The organism is Streptomyces sp. NPDC000878 (assembly GCF_053599695.1).
This window is the reverse complement of sequence record NZ_JBSFMT010000060.1, coordinates 40,477-60,437: the sequence shown is the minus strand read 5'-3', so window position 1 is coordinate 60,437 and position 19,961 is coordinate 40,477. Positions and strand designations below refer to the sequence as shown.

Below are 19,961 nucleotides of genomic sequence, written 5' to 3'. Positions count from 1 at the left end.
AGCGGTGGATGTCAGTGCCGACGGCGTGCGACGAGGTGCAGCCGGTCCGCGTCAGTGCTGTCGCCGGGCAACTCACCCTCCTGCCAGGGCGGTTCGGTACGCGGCCCTGGACCGTCGTGCAGTTCGAGTACGTCGAAGCCGTGTGCGGCGAGCACGTGACGCAGCTCCTGCGGGAACAACAGCCGCCAGGCAGACCTCTGTTGGACGGGTGCCGTCCCGTCGTCGGCTGTCCAATCCCTGACCCGGCGCAGGAGTTGGGCGGTCCGGTCGACAGTGAGCGTGGTGACGGACCGATAGGCGGTGCCCTGCCAGGTGAACCCTCCGACGACCGGGGTGTCGAGCAGGTCGGTACGGCCGAGGAAGTAGGCCCCGTTGCGCATCTCGGCGACGAGGAGTCCACCGGGAGCGAGGGCACGTCGGCAGGAGGCGAGGAATCCGTCGAGCTGGTCGTTGGTGTGGCAGTACAGGAGCGCGCTGTCGAGGCAGACAACGGCGTCGAAGGCACCGGCGCCCAGCTCGAAGCCGGTGAGATCGGCACTGACGTACTCGGGCCCCGGATACCTCTCCCGGGCGTACGCGAGCATCGCCTCGGACAGATCGGCCCCTGTGACGGAACGCCCGACCCGCTGCAGATACTCAGCGTCCCGCCCCGTACCGCACCCGATGTCCAACACCCGCGACCCGCCACCGTGCCGACGCAGACAGTCCTCGGCCCAGTGCCCGGCCAGCCGGCCGTGGTCGGGAAAGCGGGCCTCGTACAGCTCGGGGTTGTCGGTGAGCAGGTTGCGGCTGTTCACAGGGCGTTTCCCGGCGTGGGTGTTCACAGCGCGCTCCCCGCCAGCGCTGTTCACAGCCCGGTCACCGCTGGTGCGGTTCACACCGAGGTCCGCGCCGACACCGTTCACAGCACGCTCGCAGCCTCGACTGTTCACACCAAGATCACCGCCAGGGCTGTTCACAGCCCCCGCCCCTCCAGTCCGGTTCACACCGCACTCCTCTCCCCCACAGCCACCGGAATCCCCGGCAGCGCCCCCAGCCGCTGCAGCCAGGCCACGCCGCCCGCCGACACCAGGCCGAACACCGCGCAGCACGCCCACGGCAGCCACTCGGCGTCGCCTCGGTCGCCGGCGTCCATGGCCCAGCCGACGACCGTGTTGCCCACGGCGGCGGCGATGCCGGAGACGACGTAGAAGATGCCGAAGTAGGTGCCCGTCAGTTCGGGTCGGCCGAAGCCGGGGATCAGCTCCATGACGAACGGCCCGGCGACCATCACGCCGAGGTAGAGGATCAGCGCCCCCAGGAGGACAGATAGGGCCGCCAGCCATGACGTCTCCCCCGACCCCGAACCTGACCCCGCAACCAGCATCGGCGGGACGAATGCCAGCCCCATCAGTGCCAGCCCTGTCGAGATCCAACGGGCCCTCGCACCACGGGACTTGAGCGAGCGCGTGATCCGAAGCTGGAGGGCGAGGTTGGCCAGAGTGCCGACGACGAAGACCAGGCCGGCCGCGCCGTCCCAGCCGGTGGCCCGGCGGGCGCCGTCGGGGAGGAGCAGGTAGAGCTGGTTCTCCAGCGTGAACATGCCGACCATGGCGAGCGCGAACGCCACGAAAGCGCGGTTGCCCACCACCTCGCGCCAGTCGGCGAGGACGCCGCTCTTCGCGGGTTCGACCTCCCGCGCGGGCAGGACAAGGGCCTGGGCGACCGTGAGGCCCGCGAAGATGCCGGCCGCCGTGAGGGCGGACGCCCGGAAGTCGACCAGGAGCAGTGCGCTGCCGAGCAGCGGCCCGACCAGCGCACCCGTGGTGGCGAACACGTTGAACAGGGCGAACGCCTCCGCCTTGCGGTCCCCGGCCTCCTGCGCGAGGTAGGCGCGGACGGCCGGGTTGAACAGCGCCCCGGCCAGCCCGCTCAGCACCGACGCGGCCAGCAGCACCGGCAGTCCGTCGCCGAGCGCGAACATCCCGAACCCGACCGTCCGCAGCCCGCACCCGGCGATGATCACCCCGCGAGCGCCGAGCCGGTCGGCGGCGGACCCGCCGATGATGAACAGGCCCTGCTGGCTGAGGTTCCGTACGCCGAGGACGATGCCGACGACCGCCGCCGACATCCCCAGGTCCTCGCCGAGGTGGGTCGCGAGGTAGGGGATGAGGAGGTAGAAGCCGGTGTTGACGCCGAGTTGGTTGACGAGGAGCAGTTGGATGGCGACCGGGAAGCGCCGCATCTCACGCCACGTCTTCATGCCCGACCCCCTCGGCCCCGAACTCCTCGACTCCCTCGGTTGCGCGCTCCTCAACTCCCAGTCCAGGACCGCCACTTGTGCGTACGACGCCGTCGGCGCCCCCGATTCCGGACCACGGGTCCCGGGCCAGCAGCAGATGGCCGTCCAGGTCGGTCCAACGGGCGCGGTCGGCCAGGTGGACGGCGGGGGCGATACCGAGGGTGCTGGCGGTGAGGCAGCCGAGCATCAACTCCGTACCGCTGCCCGCGAGAAGCCCGGCGATCCGCAGGGCCGCGTGCACCCCGCCGCACTTGGCTAGCTTGACGTTGATGCCGTGCACGCGCCCGGCGAGCCGTCGCGCGTCCGCCAGGTCCACCGCGTCCTCGTCGGCGATGAGCGGCACCGGCGACCACTCGGCCAGTGCCCCGAAGGCCTCCGGGTCACCGGGGGCGACGGGCTGTTCCACAGCCTCGACGCCGAGTTCGGCGAACCGGGGCAGCAACTCCCGGGCCTGGGCGTTGTTCCAGGCCCCGTTGGGGTCGAGGAGCAGCCGTACGTGGGGCGCGGCATCGCGGATGACGCGTACGCGTTCCACGTCGTCCTCGGGGTCCGGTGTCCCCGCCTTGACCTTGACGATCCGGAAACCGCGCGCGGCGAGCCGTCGGGCCTCGCCTGCCGCGCTGCGCGCGGAAGTGATGCCGATCGTCCGGGCGGTTGCGGCGACGGGCGCGGCCGACGTGCCCAGCAGCCGGTGCACGGGCACCCCGGCACGCTTGCCGACGAGGTCGAGGAGCGCGGCCTCGACGGCGGCGGTGACAGCGGCCGGGACGCCGGGGCCGCCCGCCAACTCCCCTTCCCGTAGGGCCTCCAAGGCGTCCTCGGGGGCGGTGAAGCGGCTCAACTCCACTCCGCCGAAGTGCCGTTGGAGTGTGTCGGCGTCGAGTCCGTAGTACACGCTGGTGACGGCCTCGCCGTGGCCACGCAGCCCCTCGTGTTCGATGCCGAGCCATACGGCGTCGCGGGCGGCCATGGTTGAGCGGGAGATGCGCAGGGGCTCGGTGAGTTCGAGGCGGACGGTGCGCAGGCTGGCCTTCACTGGTTCCTCTCCTGCGGGGAGAGCGGATCGGTGACGCGGGTGCAGCGCACCCAGCCGGTGGCCTCGGCTGCCCGGGGGTGCGGTATCTCGACGGGGCGGGTCGCCGCCGCGCCGGGATCGAGGCCGTGGGCGAGGGCGAAGTCGTCGTCGTAGACGGTGCCGAGGTAGCGGTGCGGGCCGTCGGGGAAGACGGTGGCGACGACGGCGCCGGCGTGGACGCGGGCCGCCCAGGCGGCGACGCGGGCGACGGCGCCGGTGCTCCAGCCACCGCTCACGAAGCTCTCGCGGGCGAGCCTGCGACAGCTGTCCACGGCTTCGGCGGGGCCGACCCAGTGGACCTCGTCGAAGGCGGAGTAGGCGACGTTGCGCGGGTGGATGCTGCTGCCGAGGCCGCGCATCAGGCGGGGTCGGGCGGGCTGGCCGAAGATGGTGGAGCCGGTCGCGTCGACACCGATGAGCCGCAGTGCGGGCCAGCGTCGGCGCAGGGGTCCGGTGATGCCGGCGCTGTGACCGCCGGTGCCGACGCTGCACACCAGGATGTCCAAGTGGTCAAGCTGGGCGGTGAGTTCGGCGGCCAGGGAGGCGTATCCGGCGATGTTGTCGGGGTTGTTGTACTGGTCGGGCCAGTAGGCGCCGGGGAGCGCGGCGAGGAGTTCGCGGAGCCGGGTGAGGCGCGCCGCCTGCCAGCCGCCCTGCGCCGCCGGCCGGTCGACGATCTCCAGCCGTACTCCATGCGATCGCAGCAACTGGCGCATGGACGGCTCCAGTTCGCTGTCGCCGACCAGTACGACTGAGTGCCCGAGGGCCTGTCCGGCGAAGGCGAGCCCGACGCCGAGAGTGCCGGAGGTGGACTCCACCACCGGTGCGCCGGGGCGCAGTTCGCCCCGCTCACGGGCCCCGAGCAGCATGGAGACAGCGGCGCGTGCCTTCATACCGCCCGCTCCGAGCCCTTCGAGCTTGGCCCAGAACCCCGGGTGCGGGCCCGGGAGTTCGGCGGTGATCTTGGCCAGCGGGGTGCGGCCGAGGAGGGCCAGCAACTCGTGGCGGGCGGCGGGGGCGGACCGTACGGCGGTCGTTACGGAGTTAGTTGCAGCGGTCGCTGCGGCGGTCGTTGTCGTGGTCATCGGACACTGCTCCCGTACTCGTCGCCGTCCCCGTACTCGTCCCCGACCCCGACCCCGACCCCGCCGCCGTAGCAATGGATCGTGCCGGGGCCGCCGTCGAGCCAGAAGAAGGGGTACGGCTCCGCGCACACCGCGCTCACGCCGTGCCTGAGGAAGCGGGGCAGGATGGCGCTGCCGGTCTGGGCGAACATCACCAACTGGCGTCCGTGCGCGAGCGCGTGGCGCCGCAGCGGCTCGAACGTCCCGTTGCCGAGGGTCATCCCGGAGGCGAGTACGGCGTCACAGCGCCCGGCGGAGACTTCGGCGAGGGCGTCCGTGACCACCGGCTCGCCCCACTCCGTCGTACCGCCCTTGAGATCGCACGGCACATATCCCAGCCCGCGTGAACGGAGCGCCTCCAGCAGGGAGTTGACGACCCCGACGACGAGGACGGTGGCCCCGGCCGGGAGGTCGAGCAGTTCCACGACGGTCTTCGCCCGCGCCCGCGACTTCGTCAGCGAGGACCCCGCCGGGAGCCGTACCGTCCGGGCGCCGTGCTCCGGAGTGTGCGGGGTGAGGTGCATGAGGTAGGCGTCGAGGGCGGCCACGCGCACAGGCAGCAGGGGGTGTTGGAGGAGCCGGGCGACGTCCGCGCCGACGCAGTCGTCGATCGCGCCGTCCGGCAGTTGCCCAGGTTCCACCGCGCACGACCCGACGGCCGCGCCCAGCCGCAGGCTGAGCACCTCGTTGCGGTAGCCGCTCCCCCGTCCGTCGTGCCGTACGGCCTGCCGGGTGGCGAAGGCGACGGCGATGCGTTCCGTACGTGGATCGGGGCCGAGTTGACCGGTCAGGGCACTGGCCGCGAGTTCCTCATAGGTCGGTGCGGGCGTACGCAGTCCGGTGCTCACCGGATCACCAGCCCGGCCCGCAGCGCGTCCAGCAGGGCGTCCACGCGGGCGCGGGCGCCGAGGCCGTCCGGGTCGGCCGCCATGACATGGCCCAGGTATTCGTTGTTGCTGCCCGCCACCTTGACGGTGGTCCCCGGCTCGGCGAGCTGCACCTCCAACACACCTTCCTGGGAACGGAGTTGGTCGGTGTCGGGCAGCGACTCCAGGGTCTCCAAGGTGCCCTCAGTCTCCGGGACGAGGAAGCCGATGGCCGCGCTGCACAGACCGGTGTCCGTGCGGCGGAGGTCGGGTGCGTGACCGAGGGAGACGTCCACGAAGGCTGCGGCGAGGTCGATGCCGGTGACATGGCGGACGAGTTCGGTGATGCGGTTGCCGGCCGGGCGGGGGTTCACCTCGACGACTCGCGGCCCCGCGGAGGTCAGCTTGATCTCCGTGTGCGCCACCACGCCGTCCACCAGGCCGAGGGCTTTCAGGGCGCCCAGTGCGGTCTGCTCGGCGGCCTCGGTGTCGGCGGCCGTGAGCGCGGCCGGGAACATATGGCCGGTCTCTATGAAGGCGGGCGCTCCGCCGATGCTCTTGTCGGTCACCCCGACCACCTGGACCGCGCCCGCGTACGACACGGTCTCGACGCTCACCTCGGGCCCGTCGAGCAGTTCTTCGAGGAGTACGACGGGTGGCCGCCGCTGCCCCCGCGCATTGACCGGGAACGCGCTCAACGCCCGGCAGGCGTCGGCGAGTTGAGACTCGTCGTCAACCCGACGGACATACATCCCGGCGCACAGGTCGACCGGCTTGACGACCAGCGGATAGCCGATGCCGGACGCCTCGCGCACGATGTCGGCCCACTCCTCGCACACGGCGAAGCTCGGCCCGGGCACCCCGGCGTCCGCCAGTACGCGCCGGGTGGCGTCCTTGCGGCAGGCGTTCTCCACGGCCTCGGGACCGGAGCCCGGCAGTCCGAGGTGCCCGGCGATCCGGGCGACCGTGGGCAGGTAGTAGTCGCACGAGGTGATCACCCCGTCGAAGCCGAGCGCCCGGTGCAACTTCTCGACGTACGGCAGGAGTTGGTCAAGGTCGTTGGTGTCGGCGGTGAGCACGTTGCGGGCGCCGAGCAGTGGATGCGCGGCTCCCTCGGGCGCTCCGCGCAGGTAGTGGTGCAGGTCACGGGTGAGGAAGGTGAACTCGTGCCCGCTCTCCCGGATCGCCCGCGGCAGCAGTCTGCTCATCGATCCGACCCAGCTCTCGACCACCAGCAAATGAGCCACAACTCCCCTTTCCACCCCGGCGGTTACGCCGTCGGGGCAGCGCGAAGGCGCCCCCGTCAGGTAGGGCTCCGGACTTGACCGTGGACACGTTATCGATAATCGTTTTCATTGTCATCTGATGACCCGATCATTGCCGTTTCCGAGATGCCGTTTCCGAGATTGCGAGACCTGTGACCCATCCCCCACGACACCCACGCCGTACGGCCCTGCTGTGCGCCTTCGCGGCGGGCACCGCCGTTCTTCTCCCCCTCCCGGCCAAGGCCGCCCCCACCCCCACCCCCACCCGAATCCACTTCGGCGCCTGCCCCGACTCCGTACCGAGACCGGCGGCACCCGAGACCGTCGAGTGCGGCCGACTCGACGTACCCCTGAACTGGGACGACCCGGCGGCGGACGGACCACGCCTGAGCATCGCCGTCTCGCGGGTCCGCGCCTCCGGTACGGCCGCCGAGCGGCGTGGCATTCTGCTGGTGAACCCGGGCGGGCCGGGCAGTTCCGGGCTGCCGTACGCCGTCACCAAGCGGGCCAAGCTGCCCGAGAGTGTGCGGCGGGCGTACGACGTGATCGGCTTCGATCCCCGTGGCACCGGCCTGAGTTCACCCGTCGACTGCGGTGCGATGGGCGGCCTGTTCGACAGTGACCGGCCGGGCGCGGACCCCGTACCCGTGGGCCCCCGGGCCGAGTCGGCGTACCTCCGCTCGCTGCGCGCCCTCGCGGACGACTGCGCGGCGGGCGTCGGCGACGAGGCGCTGCCGTACCTGTCCACGGAACAGACGGCGCGGGACATGGACGCGATCCGTGCCGCCCTCGGCGAGCGCCGGACGAGCTTCCTCGGTGTCTCGTACGGGAGTTATCTGGGCGCCGCCTACGCGGCCCAATTCCCTTACCGGGTAGGGCGGATGGTGCTGGACAGTGTCGTCGGGCCATGGGACTGGTACGACTTCGACGTCGTCCAGAGCCGGGCACTGCTGCGCCAGCGCGACACCTTCTTCGACTGGACCGCACAGCACCCGGACCGCTTCGCGCTCGGCGACAACACCGAGGCCGTGCGCGAGACCTATCTACGCGTGCGGGACGGGCTCCGCGAACGGCCCGTGGACGGGTTCGGCGCGACGGCCTTCGACCGGGCCGTCTACCGCGCCCTCGGCCGCACCGAACGCTGGGCGGGCCTGGCCGACGGACTGCGTACGTATCTGCGGGACGGTACGCCGGGCACGCTGCGGCCCGCGACCGCCCTCGACTCGCCGGACTCACGCACCTTCGAGGCCGCGAACCGGACGGTGAAGTGCGCCGACGGGCCCGGTCCGACGCCCGGCCGGATCCTGGCCGATCTCCACCGCACCCGCCGCCTCGACCCGCAGCCGGTGCTGACCGGCATGGAGGCGTCGGCCTGCGCCTTCTGGCACCACCGGCCCGCCCGTCGTACGGCCCTGGGCAGCCCTGCCGCCCCGCCCGTCCTGCTGATCGCCTCCGCCCACGACCCGGTCACCCCGATCGAGGGCGCCCGCGAACTGCGCCGGCTGCTGCCCGGCTCCCGCCTGGTCACCCTCGACGACGACTACTCCCACGGCGTGTTCGCGAGCCGGGGCAACGCGTGCGTGGACTCGACGGCCGCCGCCTGTCTGGTCGACGGTCGGGTGCCGCCGGCGGATGTGCGGTGCGCGGGGCCGGGGCTGCCGGTGGTGACCGGTTCGTAGCGTGGCCGGTGCGTACGGGGTACGGAGTACGCGGTACCCCGTACGCACCGGCCGTGCGCCGAAGCGTTACGACAGCTGCGACTGCACCTGGGAGGAGATCAGCTCCAGGTGGTCCAGGTCGTCGAGGTCGAGGATCTGGAGGTAGAGCCGCTGCGAGCCGATCGCCGCGTACTGGCCGATCCGGTCCACGACCTCGGCCGGGGAGCCCGCCAGCCCGTTGGCCTTCAGCTCGTCGACCTCGCGGCCGATCGCGGCGGCGCGCCGGGCCAGCTCCTGGTCGTCCTTGCCGACGCAGACCACCAGCGCGTTCGAGTACGTCAGCTCGTCGGCCTTGCGGCCCGCCTGCTCTGCCGCCGCGCGCACCCGGCCGAACTGGCGCTCGCTGTCCTCGATCGAGGCGAACGGCATGTTGAACTCGTCGGCGTACTGCGCGGTCAGCCGCGGGGTACGGGTCGCGCCGTGGCCGCCGATGAGTACGGGGATCCTGTCCTGCGCGGGCTTGGGGAGGGCCGGCGAGTCGGTGAGGTCGTAGTGCGTGCCGTGGTGGCTGAAGGTCTCGCCCGCCTTGGTGCCCCACAGGCCGGTGACGATCGCCAGCTGCTCTTCGAGGCGGGCGAACTTCTCCTGCGGGAACGGGATGCCGTACGCCTTGTGCTCCTGCTCGAACCAGCCCGCGCCCAGGCCGAGTTCGACCCGGCCGCCGGACATCTGGTCGACCTGTGCGACCTGGATCGCGAGGACGCCGGGGAGGCGGAAGGTGGCGGCCGTCATCAGGGTGCCGAGGCGGATGCGCTTGGTCTCACGGGCGAGTCCGGCGAGGGTGATCCAGGCGTCGGTGGGGCCGGGGAGGCCGTCCACGTCGCCCATGTGGAGATAGTGGTCGGAGCGGAAAAAGGCGTCGAAACCGAGGTCCTCCGTGGCCTTCGCCACGGCGAGCAGGGTGTCGTAGGTCGCGCCTTGCTGGGGTTCGGTGAAGATGCGAAGATCCATGCTTCCATCCTGCACGGTCGAACACCGGTCAACCCCACCGGTCCCCCCTGCCCCACGCCGCCCCGGTCGGGTGAAAAACCGTCAACCGCGCGTGAGGTGCGGCTCCGTGCCAGTGACCCGCCCCGGTGATGATCGTTGGCTCGGGCGGAGCCGGCCCGACCGGCGCCCGCACCGGTACCTACAGGGCAGCCAGTTCGATTGTCGGCTCGCTCGTTCCGGGGCGCACCCGCGTCGGCTCCTTCGGGGGCCAGGGGCCGAGGAGGCCGTCATTGTCCGAAGAAGTCGTGCCGCAGCAGGCGGGGCCCGCACAGCCGAAGGGGCTGCTGCAGCAGATGGAGGAGCTGATGGCGGCGCTGAACGCGGACTTGTCCGCGTTGGACGCGGACCTTCAATCGGCTGGGGCTTCGGCGGCGCCTGCTGAGGAGGGTGAAGCGGGTTGAGATGCCCGGGCCGAGCTGAAAAGCTCGGCCCAACCGGGATTCGGGTGCGCAACGCGCCCCGAACAGGGGCGCGGGGAACTGCGCGACCAGCCCCCACCGACCCGCAGACAAACAACCCGCCTATCCAGCGACGCGCTCCGCTCCCCCCGCCGCCTCCCGCGCCGCCAGCTTCCGGAGCATCTCCAGGACCCGGTCGCGGGATTCGTCCGCCGCGTCGATCGACTCCATGCACTGCCAGTACGTCGTCTCGTCGCGTGCCGCGCTCGCGATGCCGACCAGGGCCATGCCCGCCTCGCCGAGGAGGTTGCCCAGCCAGAGGAGGGCCTGGCGGGCGTCGCCCAACTCCGTGAGCTGGGCCGCGCGTAACGCTCCGACGGCGAGGCGCGGTTCGTCGAGCACGCCGCAGCCCCGGCCCGCCAGTTCGGTCAACCCCAGTGCCTCGCCCCGCAGTTCGGGTGGTCCGGTGACTGCGAGGCGGCTGCCTATCGCCTGCGCGAGGGCCTGTGCCTGCCACACCTCCGTCAGGGTCTCCGGCACACCGTCGCTGCTCGCGAGGGCACGTCTGCTCGTCAGGATGAGCCGCACCGCGTCCATGCGCTGCCCCCGTCTGTCCCGACGCGCTTTCGCACGTCCGCCCGAAACTCCACCGTCCACTACCCAGAGTGAAGTGCTGTGGGACGAAAAGCCAGAGGAAGACGGAAATCTGCGGACAACAAATAGGGAACGAACCACATTTTGACTACTGAGAGTAATTATTTCGCCGGGAACCTCTGTTCGTTGCGGTCGATCTTGGCGTCGAGGGCCGCGAGCGCGTCGATCCCGAGCACCTCGCACAGCTGCAGCAGATAGGCGAGCACGTCCGCGACCTCGTCCGTCACCCGGTGGGCGGTGTCCGGGTCGTCCATCACCCGCGCCGACTGCTCGGGCGTCAACCACTGGAAGATCTCGACCAGTTCGGACGCCTCCACACTCAGCGCGGCGGCGAGATTCTTCGGGGTGTGGAACGGCTGCCAGTTCCGCGCCGCGGCGAACTCGGCCAGCCTGCGCTGGAGTTTCGCGACGTCCAGATCCTGCCGCTGTCCGGGGTGTTCCTGATCTGTCACGGCTTCATGTGTACCACCGTCGCCCCGGTCACTCCCTCCGCCCAAGACGCGTCGCTCACCGCCCCGAGGAGGCGGATGTGCCCGCGGTCGCACATCCGTACCGCCAGGTCCAGGAGTTGCGCGCGCTGTCGTGCGTCCAGGGCGCGGTCGAAACCGTCGGCCAGGACCGTGAGTGTCTGGAGGGCGTCGGGCACCTCGCCGGGGCGGTCGACCGTCAGGACGCCGGGGCCGGTCAGCAGTACCAGCGCCAGGCCCGTGTATCTCAACTCGCCGTCGCCCAGCCTGCCGAAGTGGGTGAGCACGCCGTCACCCCGATCGAGTACGGCCCTGACGCGGCCGTCGGCGACCCGGTCGGCGCGTACGTCCGTGACCGGGCCCGCGCAGCCTTCGCGGACGGCGGCGGTCAACAGCCCATGGCGGATGGCGCATTCGACACCTGTGCGCCAGAGGACCTCGGCCAGGTTGTCGCAGCCGGGGAGGAGGCGTCCGCTGCTCACCGGGACGGCGGCGCGCATCCGGTCCGGGCGTGGGTCGCAGGCGAAGACGGATCGCAGTGCGACCACCATCTGCTCGGCGGCGGCGATGACTTGACGCTCTCCGTCCGTCTTCCCGGCGACCCGCAGCGGCAACAGGGCCGTACCGAGCCGGTCGTCCGGCATCGGGGCGCGGGTGACCGATTCCGAACCGGCGGTGTGCCAGGCGGCCTGGACGAAACGGCGGCCGGGATCCCGCAGTGCCGTCTCCAGCAGGACCACCCCGCCCGCACTCAACCGCTCGCCCACGATGCGCAGTTCGGGCTCGGCCTGGACGGCGACGTCGAGCCGTACGGGACCCTCGGGGCCGTCCGCCGTACAGCCGATACGGAAGCCGCGGCGGCGCTGGGCGTCGGGGCGGGCGCGTTCCGGTACGCAGGCGGCCGAGTCCGGGAAGGCCTCCCCGACGGCGGCGCCGGAGCCGAGGCGGGCCAGTGACTCGTACGCCCTGAGCGCTGTCGTCTTGCCGCTGCCGCTCGGCCCGGCGAGAAGGGTGAGCCGCCCGAGCGGCAGGCCGACCCGGCGGTGTCCGGCGTACGCGGACAGCCGCAGCTCGGTGACGCTCGGCCGCTCGGGACGCGGCACTGTCTGTGTCTGTGTCTGTGTCTGTGCCTGTTTCTGTGCCTGTACTGCGGCGGGCGGTAAGTCCAGTGACAGGGTCATAACCGGACCGTAGGGCTCCGCCTGCGCGGCGAACCGTTCCGCCCGCCGCACCTTCCTACGAACGGGGGATCGGCGGATCTTGTGGTGGGGCCGGTCTCAGTGTCCGGGGACCCCCGCTCCGCCCATGAGTCCCCCGACCTCCGTGCCGGGCGGAGTGAGAAGGAACACGTTCCGGTCGACCCGGTGCATCCCGCTCGCCAGACCGAAGACGACGCCCGTACTGAAGTCGAGGACCCGCTTGGCGGTGTCCGTCTCGGCGCCGGTCAGGTCGAGGAGCACCGGAATGCCCGCCATCAGCGTTTCCGCCACGTCCCGCGCGTCCGCGAAGACATTGACGCGCAGGACGACGAAACGCCGCCTGGCCTCGGTCTCCGCCTCGGGTATCGACCGGTGGCCCACCGCGGACGGCCAGGCGTCCCGGCCTCTCAGCGGTACGACCTGGGCGAGCCCCTCCCACTGTTCGTCGGTGACATCGTGGCTGTTCATCGACCCACTCCGCCCTGGCTCGCACTGGCTGTCTGCATCGGCCAATTCTTACGCATGGTCACCCGATCGGCCCAATACGACACGCTCAGCGACCCCCTATGTGAGATAAATCCGAACACCTATACGTACCTCACAGCACTGACACTCGGGCTGTGCAGCGGGTGTAACCGCCCATGATCAGGTCATGTGACATCGACGTAACGGGCAATTCGTACGCTCGTCGACAGCAGGCCCGATACGGAGAAGGACAGAGCGGGACAGCGCTGTACAGAGGAAGGCAGCACGTGACCACTACCCCCACGACGACGCAGGTACGGACCGTGTGCTCGTACTGCGGGGTGGGCTGCGGAATCGTGCTGGACGTCGGGCTCGGACCCGACGGACTGCGTACGGTCTTCAAGGCGTCCGGGGACAAGGCGCACCCCGCGAACGCCGGGCGGCTGTGCACCAAGGGCGCGACCACCGCCGACATGCTGAGCGCACCCGGCCGGCTGACCACCGCGCTGGTCCGGGACGGCTCCGACGACCGGGGCGAGGAGCTGGTGCCCGCGCCCGTCGCGGACGCCATCGCGGAGACCGCGCGGCGGCTGCGCGCGATCGTCGACGAGCACGGGCCGGACGCCGTCGCCTTCTATGTCTCCGGGCAGATGGGCCTTGAGGCCCAGTATCTGGCGAACAAGCTGGCCAAGGGCTTCGTGGGGACCAATCAGATCGAGTCCAACTCGCGGCTGTGCATGGCGAGCGCGGGCACCGGATACAAGCTGTCGCTGGGCGCGGACGGGCCGCCCGGCTCGTACGACGACTTCGACCACGCCGACGCCTTCCTCGTCATCGGGTCGAACATGGCCGACTGCCATCCGATCCTGTATCTGCGGATGATGGAGCGGGTGAAGGCGGGGGCCAAGCTGATCGTGGTCGATCCCCGGCGCACCGCCACCGCCGCCAAGGCCGATCTGTTCCTGCAGATCAGGCCGGGGACGGATCTGGCTCTCCTCAACGGTCTGCTTCATCTTCTGCGCGCCGACGGGCACACGGACCAGGAGTTCATCGCCGCCCACACCGAGGGCTGGGAGGAGATGCCCGGCTTCCTCGCCGACTATCCGCCGGACGCCGTCTCCGCGATCACCGGCATCCCCGAGGACGACATCCGGGAAGCGGCACGCATCATCGGGGCAGCCGACGACTGGATGAGCTGCTGGACCATGGGGCTCAACCAGTCCACGCACGGCACCTGGAACACGAACGCCCTGGTCAACCTGCATCTCGCCACCGGCGCGATCTGCCGTCCGGGCAGCGGGCCCTTCTCCCTGACCGGGCAGCCCAACGCCATGGGCGGCCGGGAGATGGGGTACATGGGGCCGGGGCTGCCCGGGCAACGGTCGGTGCTGGTGGACGAGGAGCGGGCGTTCGTCGAGGACCTGTGGGAGCTGCCGGCCGGCACGCTCCGCAAGGACGGCGCCGGGCACGGCACGGTCGAGATGTTCCGGCGGATGGCCGAGGGGCACATCAAGGCCTGCTGGATCATCTGCACCAACCCGGTCGCCTCGGTCGCCAACCGCCGTACCGTCATCGAGGGCCTGGAGGCCGCCGAGTTCGTCGTCACCCAGGACGTCTTCGCCGAGACCGAGACCAACGCGTACGCCGACATCGTCCTGCCCGGCGCGATGTGGACCGAGGCGGAGGGCGTCCTCGTCAACAGCGAGCGCAGTCTCACCCTCGCCCAGGCCGCCGTGGACCCGCCCGGCGACGCCATGGCCGACTGGCGGATCATCGCGGCCGTCGCCCGCGCGATGGGGTTCGACGGGTTCGCGTACGAGAGTGCGGAGGACGTCTTCGAGGAACTGAAGCGGGCCTGGAACCCGAAGACCGGGTGGGATCTCCGGGGCGTGACGTACGAGCGGCTGCGGGAGACTCCCGTGCAGTGGCCGGCCGCCTCCGTGGACGGGCCTGCGCGCAATCCCATTCGCTACAGGGGAGCCGATGGAGATGAGGGACTGCGGTTCCCCACCGCCAGTGGGCGTGGCGTCTTCTTCGCCCGGCCGCATCTGCCCGCCGCCGAACTGCCCGACGACGACTTCCCGTTCGTCCTCAACACCGGGCGGGTGCAGCACCAGTGGCACACCCTGACGAAGACGGGGAAGGTCGCCAAGCTCAACAGGCTGAACTCCGGGCCGTTCGTGGAGGTGCATCCCGAGGACGCGCGGGAGTTGGGGGTCGTGGACGGCGACTCGGTCGAGGTCGCCTCGCGGCGCGGGCGGGCCGTGCTGCCGGCGGTCGTCACGGACCGTGTGCGGCCGGGCTGCGTCTTCGCGCCCTTCCACTGGAACGACCTTTTCGGTGAATACCTCAGCATCAACGCGGTGACGAGCGACGCGGTCGATCCGCTGTCCCTGCAGCCGGAGTTCAAGGTGTGCGCGGTGTCCCTGGTCAAGGTGCACCGGCCCGAGGACCAAGTGGACAAGTCCGAGGGGCAGTTGGACAGGTCCGATGGGCAATTGGACGGGTCCGAGGGGCAGATGGCGTGTCCTGACACCCCGGCCTCGGACCTTCCTCAAGTGCCGGTCGCCGTACCGCAGTTGGCGTTCACCCCCGCTCCCCCGCCCGTTCTCAGCGCCCAGGAACGCCAGTACCTCTCCGGCTTCCTCGCCGGGCTGCCCACCGGTGCCGTGGGGATTCCGGTGCTGCCCGCCTCCGCTCCCTTCAGCGCCGAGCACGCCGACTGGGTGAACGGGATGCTCGCCGGCATGTACTCCCGGGCCGTGGAGGCCCCGCCGCAGGAACGGGTCGGTGTCGGGGTCGAGTTGGCCGGGCGCGAGGTCGTCGTGCTGTGGGCCTCGCAGACCGGCAACGCCGAGGAACTGGCGGGCGCGGCGGCCGAGCGGCTGAACGCCGGCGGGCACCGGGCGAGGCTCGTCGGCATGGACGAGGCGGATGTGGCCGCCCTCGCGCGCGATGCCGATCTCCTCTTCATCACCAGTACGTTCGGCGACGGCGACGCACCCGACAACGGCTCCGGCCTCTGGGACACGCTCTCCGGGGAGCAGGCGCCCCGGCTGGACGGTGTGCGGTACGCCGTCCTCGCGCTGGGCGACTCCTCGTACGACGACTTCTGCGGTCACGGGCGCCGACTGGACGCGCGGCTCGACGAGTTGGGGGCGGTACGGATCGCGCCGCGCACCGACTGCGAGCCCGACTTCGAGCCGTCGGCGGACGCGTGGCTCGACCAGGTGCTCGACGGGTTGGACACGGACGGCACGAAGACGGACGACACAAAAACGGTTTCCGCTCCCGCGCGCGCTCCCATCCCCGCTCCCGCTCCCGTCGTCCGGTCCGCCAAGCCCGCCCCCTCCCCCGCCCGGCTCGTCGGCAATCGGCTGCTCAGTCTGCCCGGCGCGACCAAGGAGGTGCGGCGGTTCACCTTCGACACGAGCGGTACGGGACTGGCGTACGAGGCGGGTGACGCGCTGGGCGTGCGGCCCGTCAACTCCGCCTCCCTGGTGGCGGAATGGCTGGCCGTGACCGGGCTGGACGCGTCAACCGGCGTGACCGTGACCGGAGTTGGCGACTTCTCGCTCTCCGCGGCGCTGCACGGGCAGCTCGACATCACCCGGATCACGCCTGACCTGCTGCGCTTCGTCTCCGAACGGGCCCGGGACAACCGTGAGTTGAAGAAGCTGATGCGGTCCGACAACAAGGACGGGCTGGCCCGCTGGTCCTGGGGACGGCAGGCCGTCGACGTGGTCGCCGAGTACGGGGTGCGGGCGTCCGCGCAGGAGTGGGTGAACGTGCTGCGGCGGCTTCAGCCCCGGCTGTACTCCATCTCGTCGAGCCCGCTCGTCGACCCGGCGCGGGTGTCGCTGACGGTGTCCGTGGTGCGGTACGAGAACCTGCGGGGCCGGCCGCGCGGCGGAGTCTGCTCGCCCTTCCTGGCCGACGCCGGGCCGGACACTGCGGTGCCCGTCTTCGTCCAGCGCTCACCGCACTTCCGGCCCCCGGCGGACGCCTCGACGCCGATGGTGATGGTCGGGCCGGGGACCGGGGTGGCGCCGTTCGTGGGGTTCCTGGAGGAGCGGCGGGCGCTCGGGCATCCGGCGCCGAACTGGCTGTTCTTCGGCGAGCAGCACCGCGCCACCGACTTCTACTACGAGGACGAGCTGGCCGAACTGGTGGCCGAGGGCACGCTCAGCCGCCTGGACACCGCGTTCTCCCGCGACCAGCGCAACAAGGTGTACGTCCAGGACCAGATACGCGAACACGGGCCCGAGGTGTGGCACTGGCTCCAGGAGGGCGCCCACTTCTACGTCTGCGGCGACGCCTCTCGCATGGCCAAGGACGTCGACCGAGCACTGCGGGACATCGCGGTGGCGCACGGCGGGCTGGGCGAGGACGAGGCGGGCGTGTACGTGAAGCAGCTCGCGGCGGCGAAGCGCTACGTACGGGATGTCTACTGAATGCCCATAAACAGCTACCCATAACTGGCCATTGACTGACATTCTTACCGGCCTCACACCGGACCCTTCACCTCCACCCGCACGCGGCACACCAGGCACGATTACGTTTCACTGTCGTCCACTTGGCAGAAACAGCGCCTGACACCACGGCGAAGAACATCCTCCGCCCGACCTGGGTGGCCGTGCCGGAGGCCGATGCCCCGGCGCAGTGGCATCGCGTCCTGACCCTGCTCGCGACCGTCAGCCTGTTCATCGGTACGCGTGCGGTGTGGACGCAGGCCGCCAGTCACCGGCCGGCCGTCGCCGCCGTCATCTCGCTCTGTTATCTGTCGATCCTGGTCAGCGGTGTGCTGGCGCTGACCGTGCGCCGGACGCGCTCGCTCGCCCGGCTCGACCTGTGCGTCCTGCTCACCGCAACGACGCTGACCCTGTGCACGTTCGCCCTGAACCACGCCGGCGGCGACGAGGGCGTCCTCACCACGCAGGCCGCCCGGGAGCTGGTCGCCGGGCATCCCGTGTACGGGCAGCCCTGGCCGTGGCTCTTCCAGCACAACCCGGATGTCGCCCTGACCCCGACGATGAACGGCGGCTACGACCTCACGTACGGCTACCCGCCCCTCGCCCTGCTGCTGACCGCGCCCCTCCTGTGGCTCGGGCACGGCGCGCTCGCCGCGACCGCAGTGACGACCGGGGCGCTGCTCGTCGGCGCGGTGACCCTGTGGCGGCTGCTGCCCGTGCCGTGGCGGTCTGCGGCGACCATGGCGTGCCTGGGCTTCGGCTTCCTGCCGAGTTACGCGCGGCTCGGCTACCCGGCGATCCTCGGGCTCGCGCTGCTGATCCCGGTGGTGGTGCACTGGCCGCGGATCGGCGCGGGCGGCTGGCCCGACACTCGCTACGCGATCACGCTGCGGGCGCCGGTCTTGCCGGCCGTGCTCGTCCTCTTCGTACGACGGCTCGGTGTGGCGGTGATGGTGTTGCACCGGTTCGGCTTATTCCTGGCGCCCCGCTCCCAGAACGGCCGTCGAACACTCGCCCAGCACCTCACTCTTCAAGGTGGAGGTGCAGGGCATCCCGCCCATAGCGGCCCGACGGACCGCAGCGGCAAGCCTAGAATCGCCTCGTCGGACAACGCAGTTGTCCGACCTACCGCCGGACGGGCGGGAAGTCAGGCCTGCGGAGGCCCCGTAAGACCGACCTTCACCGGTCGGCAAAGGCCCGTGAAACAGGAACCCGCGGTGGTACCGCCCAGCGGTACGGACCGGAATCGTCTGCCCTCGGGCAGACGAGGGCGTCAATACCTGCTGATGACCCCGTTGTATCTGGCAGCCTCGGCGACCACGCCCCCGCGTTCTTCGCGGGCGCGTGGCAGCCCCGGCCGCGCTTCCTGTCGGGCCCGCGCCGGCGTCCGGCACTGGTCGCGGCGGCGGCGCTGCTCCTCGTACCGGCGCTGGCGAGTGCGGCCGTGGCGGCGACGGGGTCGCCGCCACTGCGGATGCGGGTGACAGGGATGCGTACGGCCGGACCTGCCGCCGTGTCGGAGCTGGACGTCCGGGTCACGAACGCGGACGGCAGCGCCCTCACGCCCCACTTCACGCTGACCACCGGTCAGGGCATGAGCCACTGGTGGAAGGTGACCCGGGGGCCCGCCACACTGCCCGCGCACGCGAGCGCCGTCTACCGGCTCCGGCCGCCCGGACCGGTGTTCCACGTGCCCCGACGGCCGGGGACGCGGATCCGGTTGCGTGTCTTCACGGCGTCGCCGGACACCTTGTCGAGCATGGACGTCCGGCTGCCGGGCGAGCGGTAGTCAGCGGCGGTCGAGCCGGCGTTCAGGCCGTCTTCGTACGGACGAAGGCGAGCGTGGCCGTGACCGTCGCGAGGCCCTTGATCATGCCCATCTGGTTCCAGCCCAGACCGAACTGGGTCCGGTCCACGGTGAACTCCGTCTCCAGGGCGACCGCGTCGGCGTTCGCCTTGGTGAGGCGTGCCGTGAAGGTCACCGGCCGGCTGATGCCGCGCACGGTCAGCTGGCCGGTCACCTGAACGGTGTCGCCGTCGCGGAGTTCGGCGCCGCGCACCGCGAAGGTGATCTCGGGGTGGTTCTCGGCGTCGAAGAAGTCAGGCCCGTGCAGGTGCTTGTCGCGCTTGGCGTGCTTGGTGTCCAGGGAGGCCGCGTCCAGGGTCACGGTGCCGGTGGCGGAACCGTCGGGCAGGACCTCGCCACCGCCGCCGGTGACGGCGAAGGTGCCCTTCACCGTGACCAGTCCCCACATCGTCTTGTGACCGACGGCGACGGTGGTCGCGGTCTTGTCGAGCTGCCACAGGCCGGTTTCCACGGCAACGGTCATGAGTGTCTCCACATGTGCAAGGGGGGACGAAAAGGATGACGAAAGGGATGGCGAAGAGCCAGTCATCCAAATTTGGATGATGCTTACGCTAGCCCTTAATCCAAATCTGAACAACCTTTCGTGCAAAATTGGACAACCGGTAGAATCGAAACCATGGCCGACCCTGCCGAGAGCGTCCCCGACCTGCCCCCGTGCCCCTCCGCGAGCGAGGCCGCCCTGCTCCCGGCCGAGCTACGGGCCTGGATGATCCTGCTGGCCACGACCGGATCGATCGAGCAGCGGCTCGGCCCCGTCCTCAAGGACACGCTCGGGGTCTCCCACGACGAGTTCCTGGTGCTGTGCCTGCTGGCGGGCCGGGCCGACGGCGGGCTGCGGATGACCCGGATCGCGGAGCTGCTCGGCCGCCCCAAGACCCGGCTCACCTACCAGATCGCCTGTCTCCAGCACGCCGGACTCGTCACCCGGCGCTCGGTGTGCGGCGACAAGCGGGGCGTCGAGGTGGCCCTCACCGAGAAGGGCCGCCGCCTGTTCACGGAAGCCTCGCCGACCCTGGCCGACACGGTCAACTCGGGGCTGGCGCGTATCGGCGCCGAGGAGCGCGAGGCGATGTACGGGCTGCTGCCGGAGGTGGCGGGCGGGGAGACAGCGTGACTCTCC

General features: G+C 71.0%; 18 protein-coding genes. 6 read left to right on the top strand and 12 right to left on the bottom strand.

Annotated elements, in window-relative coordinates; genetic code table 11:
• Window positions 1-11 precede the first annotated feature (11 nt).
• The 6 genes from ACWDR4_RS36970 to ACWDR4_RS36945 all read right to left on the bottom strand — a co-directional run bounded on the left by ACWDR4_RS36970 (window position 12) and on the right by ACWDR4_RS36945 (window position 6,593).
• Entirely contained in the window at window positions 12-797 is a 786-nt protein-coding gene (locus tag ACWDR4_RS36970) for a class I SAM-dependent methyltransferase (RefSeq protein WP_450414985.1), read from the bottom strand.
• A gap of 185 nt (window positions 798-982) precedes the next feature.
• Complete coding sequence (locus ACWDR4_RS36965; RefSeq protein WP_450414983.1) at window positions 983-2,242, bottom strand: MFS transporter; 1,260 nt, start codon at window positions 2,240-2,242, stop codon at window positions 983-985.
• A complete protein-coding gene (locus ACWDR4_RS36960) occupies window positions 2,226-3,317 on the bottom strand; it encodes a dipeptide epimerase (RefSeq protein WP_450414981.1) in 1,092 nt (363 codons plus the stop codon). The genes ACWDR4_RS36965 and ACWDR4_RS36960 overlap by 17 nt, the downstream gene beginning before the upstream one ends.
• Complete coding sequence (locus ACWDR4_RS36955; RefSeq protein WP_450414980.1) at window positions 3,314-4,441, bottom strand: PLP-dependent cysteine synthase family protein; 1,128 nt, start codon at window positions 4,439-4,441, stop codon at window positions 3,314-3,316. The genes ACWDR4_RS36960 and ACWDR4_RS36955 overlap by 4 nt, the downstream gene beginning before the upstream one ends.
• A complete protein-coding gene (locus ACWDR4_RS36950; protein ID WP_450414978.1) occupies window positions 4,438-5,328 on the bottom strand; it encodes a Rossmann-like domain-containing protein in 891 nt (296 codons plus the stop codon). Before ACWDR4_RS36950 ends, ACWDR4_RS36955 begins: the two co-directional genes overlap by 4 nt.
• A complete protein-coding gene (locus ACWDR4_RS36945) occupies window positions 5,325-6,593 on the bottom strand; it encodes an ATP-grasp domain-containing protein (protein ID WP_450414977.1) in 1,269 nt (422 codons plus the stop codon). The genes ACWDR4_RS36950 and ACWDR4_RS36945 overlap by 4 nt, the downstream gene beginning before the upstream one ends.
• 170 nt (window positions 6,594-6,763) lie before the next feature.
• On the opposite strand from ACWDR4_RS36945, the gene ACWDR4_RS36940 reads away from it, so the two are divergent.
• Window positions 6,764-8,290 (top strand): alpha/beta fold hydrolase, encoded by a 1,527-nt coding sequence (locus tag ACWDR4_RS36940; protein WP_450414976.1) that lies wholly within the window; start codon window positions 6,764-6,766, stop codon window positions 8,288-8,290.
• Window positions 8,291-8,356: 66 nt separating this feature from the next.
• Here ACWDR4_RS36940 and ACWDR4_RS36935 read toward each other — a convergent pair whose 3' ends face one another.
• Window positions 8,357-9,280 carry an LLM class F420-dependent oxidoreductase gene (locus ACWDR4_RS36935; RefSeq protein WP_450414974.1) on the bottom strand — a complete coding sequence of 308 codons (924 nt, stop codon included), beginning with the start codon at window positions 9,278-9,280 and terminating at the stop codon, window positions 8,357-8,359.
• A 269-nt stretch (window positions 9,281-9,549) separates the two neighbouring features.
• Between ACWDR4_RS36935 and ACWDR4_RS36930 the strand changes: the two genes are divergently transcribed.
• The gene (locus ACWDR4_RS36930) at window positions 9,550-9,720 is read left to right on the top strand and encodes a hypothetical protein (RefSeq protein ID WP_450414973.1); all 171 of its coding nucleotides are present in this window, start codon (window positions 9,550-9,552) and stop codon (window positions 9,718-9,720) included.
• Between the two features lie 120 nt (window positions 9,721-9,840).
• Here ACWDR4_RS36930 and ACWDR4_RS36925 read toward each other — a convergent pair whose 3' ends face one another.
• The 4 genes from ACWDR4_RS36925 to ACWDR4_RS36910 all read right to left on the bottom strand — a co-directional run bounded on the left by ACWDR4_RS36925 (window position 9,841) and on the right by ACWDR4_RS36910 (window position 12,505).
• Window positions 9,841-10,314: a DUF6099 family protein gene (locus tag ACWDR4_RS36925; protein ID WP_450414972.1), complete on the bottom strand. Its 474-nt coding sequence runs from the start codon at window positions 10,312-10,314 to the stop codon at window positions 9,841-9,843.
• Window positions 10,315-10,472: 158 nt separating this feature from the next.
• Window positions 10,473-10,823 (bottom strand): nucleotide pyrophosphohydrolase, encoded by a 351-nt coding sequence (locus tag ACWDR4_RS36920; RefSeq protein WP_450414971.1) that lies wholly within the window; start codon window positions 10,821-10,823, stop codon window positions 10,473-10,475.
• Window positions 10,820-12,019, bottom strand: coding sequence for an ATP-binding protein (locus tag ACWDR4_RS36915; RefSeq protein WP_450414969.1), 1,200 nt, complete (start codon window positions 12,017-12,019; stop codon window positions 10,820-10,822). The genes ACWDR4_RS36920 and ACWDR4_RS36915 overlap by 4 nt, the downstream gene beginning before the upstream one ends.
• Window positions 12,020-12,115: 96 nt before the next feature.
• Window positions 12,116-12,505 (bottom strand): cell division protein SepF, encoded by a 390-nt coding sequence (locus tag ACWDR4_RS36910; protein ID WP_235474323.1) that lies wholly within the window; start codon window positions 12,503-12,505, stop codon window positions 12,116-12,118.
• A gap of 284 nt (window positions 12,506-12,789) precedes the next feature.
• Here ACWDR4_RS36910 and ACWDR4_RS36905 point away from each other — a divergent pair, with 284 nt between their 5' ends.
• From ACWDR4_RS36905 to ACWDR4_RS36895, 3 genes are all read left to right on the top strand, one after another.
• The gene (locus tag ACWDR4_RS36905) at window positions 12,790-16,956 is read left to right on the top strand and encodes a molybdopterin-dependent oxidoreductase (protein ID WP_450414967.1); all 4,167 of its coding nucleotides are present in this window, start codon (window positions 12,790-12,792) and stop codon (window positions 16,954-16,956) included.
• Window positions 16,957-17,114: 158 nt separating this feature from the next.
• Window positions 17,115-18,458, top strand: coding sequence for a hypothetical protein (locus ACWDR4_RS36900; protein WP_450415001.1), 1,344 nt, complete (start codon window positions 17,115-17,117; stop codon window positions 18,456-18,458).
• 5 nt (window positions 18,459-18,463) lie between these two features.
• Window positions 18,464-18,763: a hypothetical protein gene (locus tag ACWDR4_RS36895; protein WP_450414966.1), complete on the top strand. Its 300-nt coding sequence runs from the start codon at window positions 18,464-18,466 to the stop codon at window positions 18,761-18,763.
• A gap of 22 nt (window positions 18,764-18,785) precedes the next feature.
• Here ACWDR4_RS36895 and ACWDR4_RS36890 read toward each other — a convergent pair whose 3' ends face one another.
• Window positions 18,786-19,304: a YceI family protein gene (locus ACWDR4_RS36890; RefSeq protein WP_450414964.1), complete on the bottom strand. Its 519-nt coding sequence runs from the start codon at window positions 19,302-19,304 to the stop codon at window positions 18,786-18,788.
• A 153-nt stretch (window positions 19,305-19,457) separates the two neighbouring features.
• On the opposite strand from ACWDR4_RS36890, the gene ACWDR4_RS36885 reads away from it, so the two are divergent.
• Complete coding sequence (locus ACWDR4_RS36885; RefSeq protein ID WP_450414963.1) at window positions 19,458-19,955, top strand: MarR family winged helix-turn-helix transcriptional regulator; 498 nt, start codon at window positions 19,458-19,460, stop codon at window positions 19,953-19,955.
• Window positions 19,956-19,961 lie beyond the last annotated feature (6 nt).

What these genes read in the sequence shown, in the direction of transcription:
- ACWDR4_RS36965 (WP_450414983.1), bottom strand. Translation starts at nt 2,242, where the DNA reads ATGAAGACGTGGCGTGAGATGCGGCGCTTCCCGGTCGCCATCCAACTG.
- ACWDR4_RS36955 (WP_450414980.1), bottom strand. Translation starts at nt 4,441, where the DNA reads ATGACCACGACAACGACCGCCGCAGCGACCGCTGCAACTAACTCCGTA.
- ACWDR4_RS36935 (WP_450414974.1), bottom strand. Translation starts at nt 9,280, where the DNA reads ATGGATCTTCGCATCTTCACCGAACCCCAGCAAGGCGCGACCTACGAC.
- ACWDR4_RS36925 (WP_450414972.1), bottom strand. Translation starts at nt 10,314, where the DNA reads ATGGACGCGGTGCGGCTCATCCTGACGAGCAGACGTGCCCTCGCGAGC.
- ACWDR4_RS36915 (WP_450414969.1), bottom strand. Translation starts at nt 12,019, where the DNA reads ATGACCCTGTCACTGGACTTACCGCCCGCCGCAGTACAGGCACAGAAA.
- ACWDR4_RS36910 (WP_235474323.1), bottom strand. Translation starts at nt 12,505, where the DNA reads ATGAACAGCCACGATGTCACCGACGAACAGTGGGAGGGGCTCGCCCAG.
- ACWDR4_RS36895 (WP_450414966.1), top strand. Translation starts at nt 18,464, where the DNA reads ATGCGTACGGCCGGACCTGCCGCCGTGTCGGAGCTGGACGTCCGGGTC.
- ACWDR4_RS36890 (WP_450414964.1), bottom strand. Translation starts at nt 19,304, where the DNA reads ATGACCGTTGCCGTGGAAACCGGCCTGTGGCAGCTCGACAAGACCGCG.
- ACWDR4_RS36885 (WP_450414963.1), top strand. Translation starts at nt 19,458, where the DNA reads ATGGCCGACCCTGCCGAGAGCGTCCCCGACCTGCCCCCGTGCCCCTCC.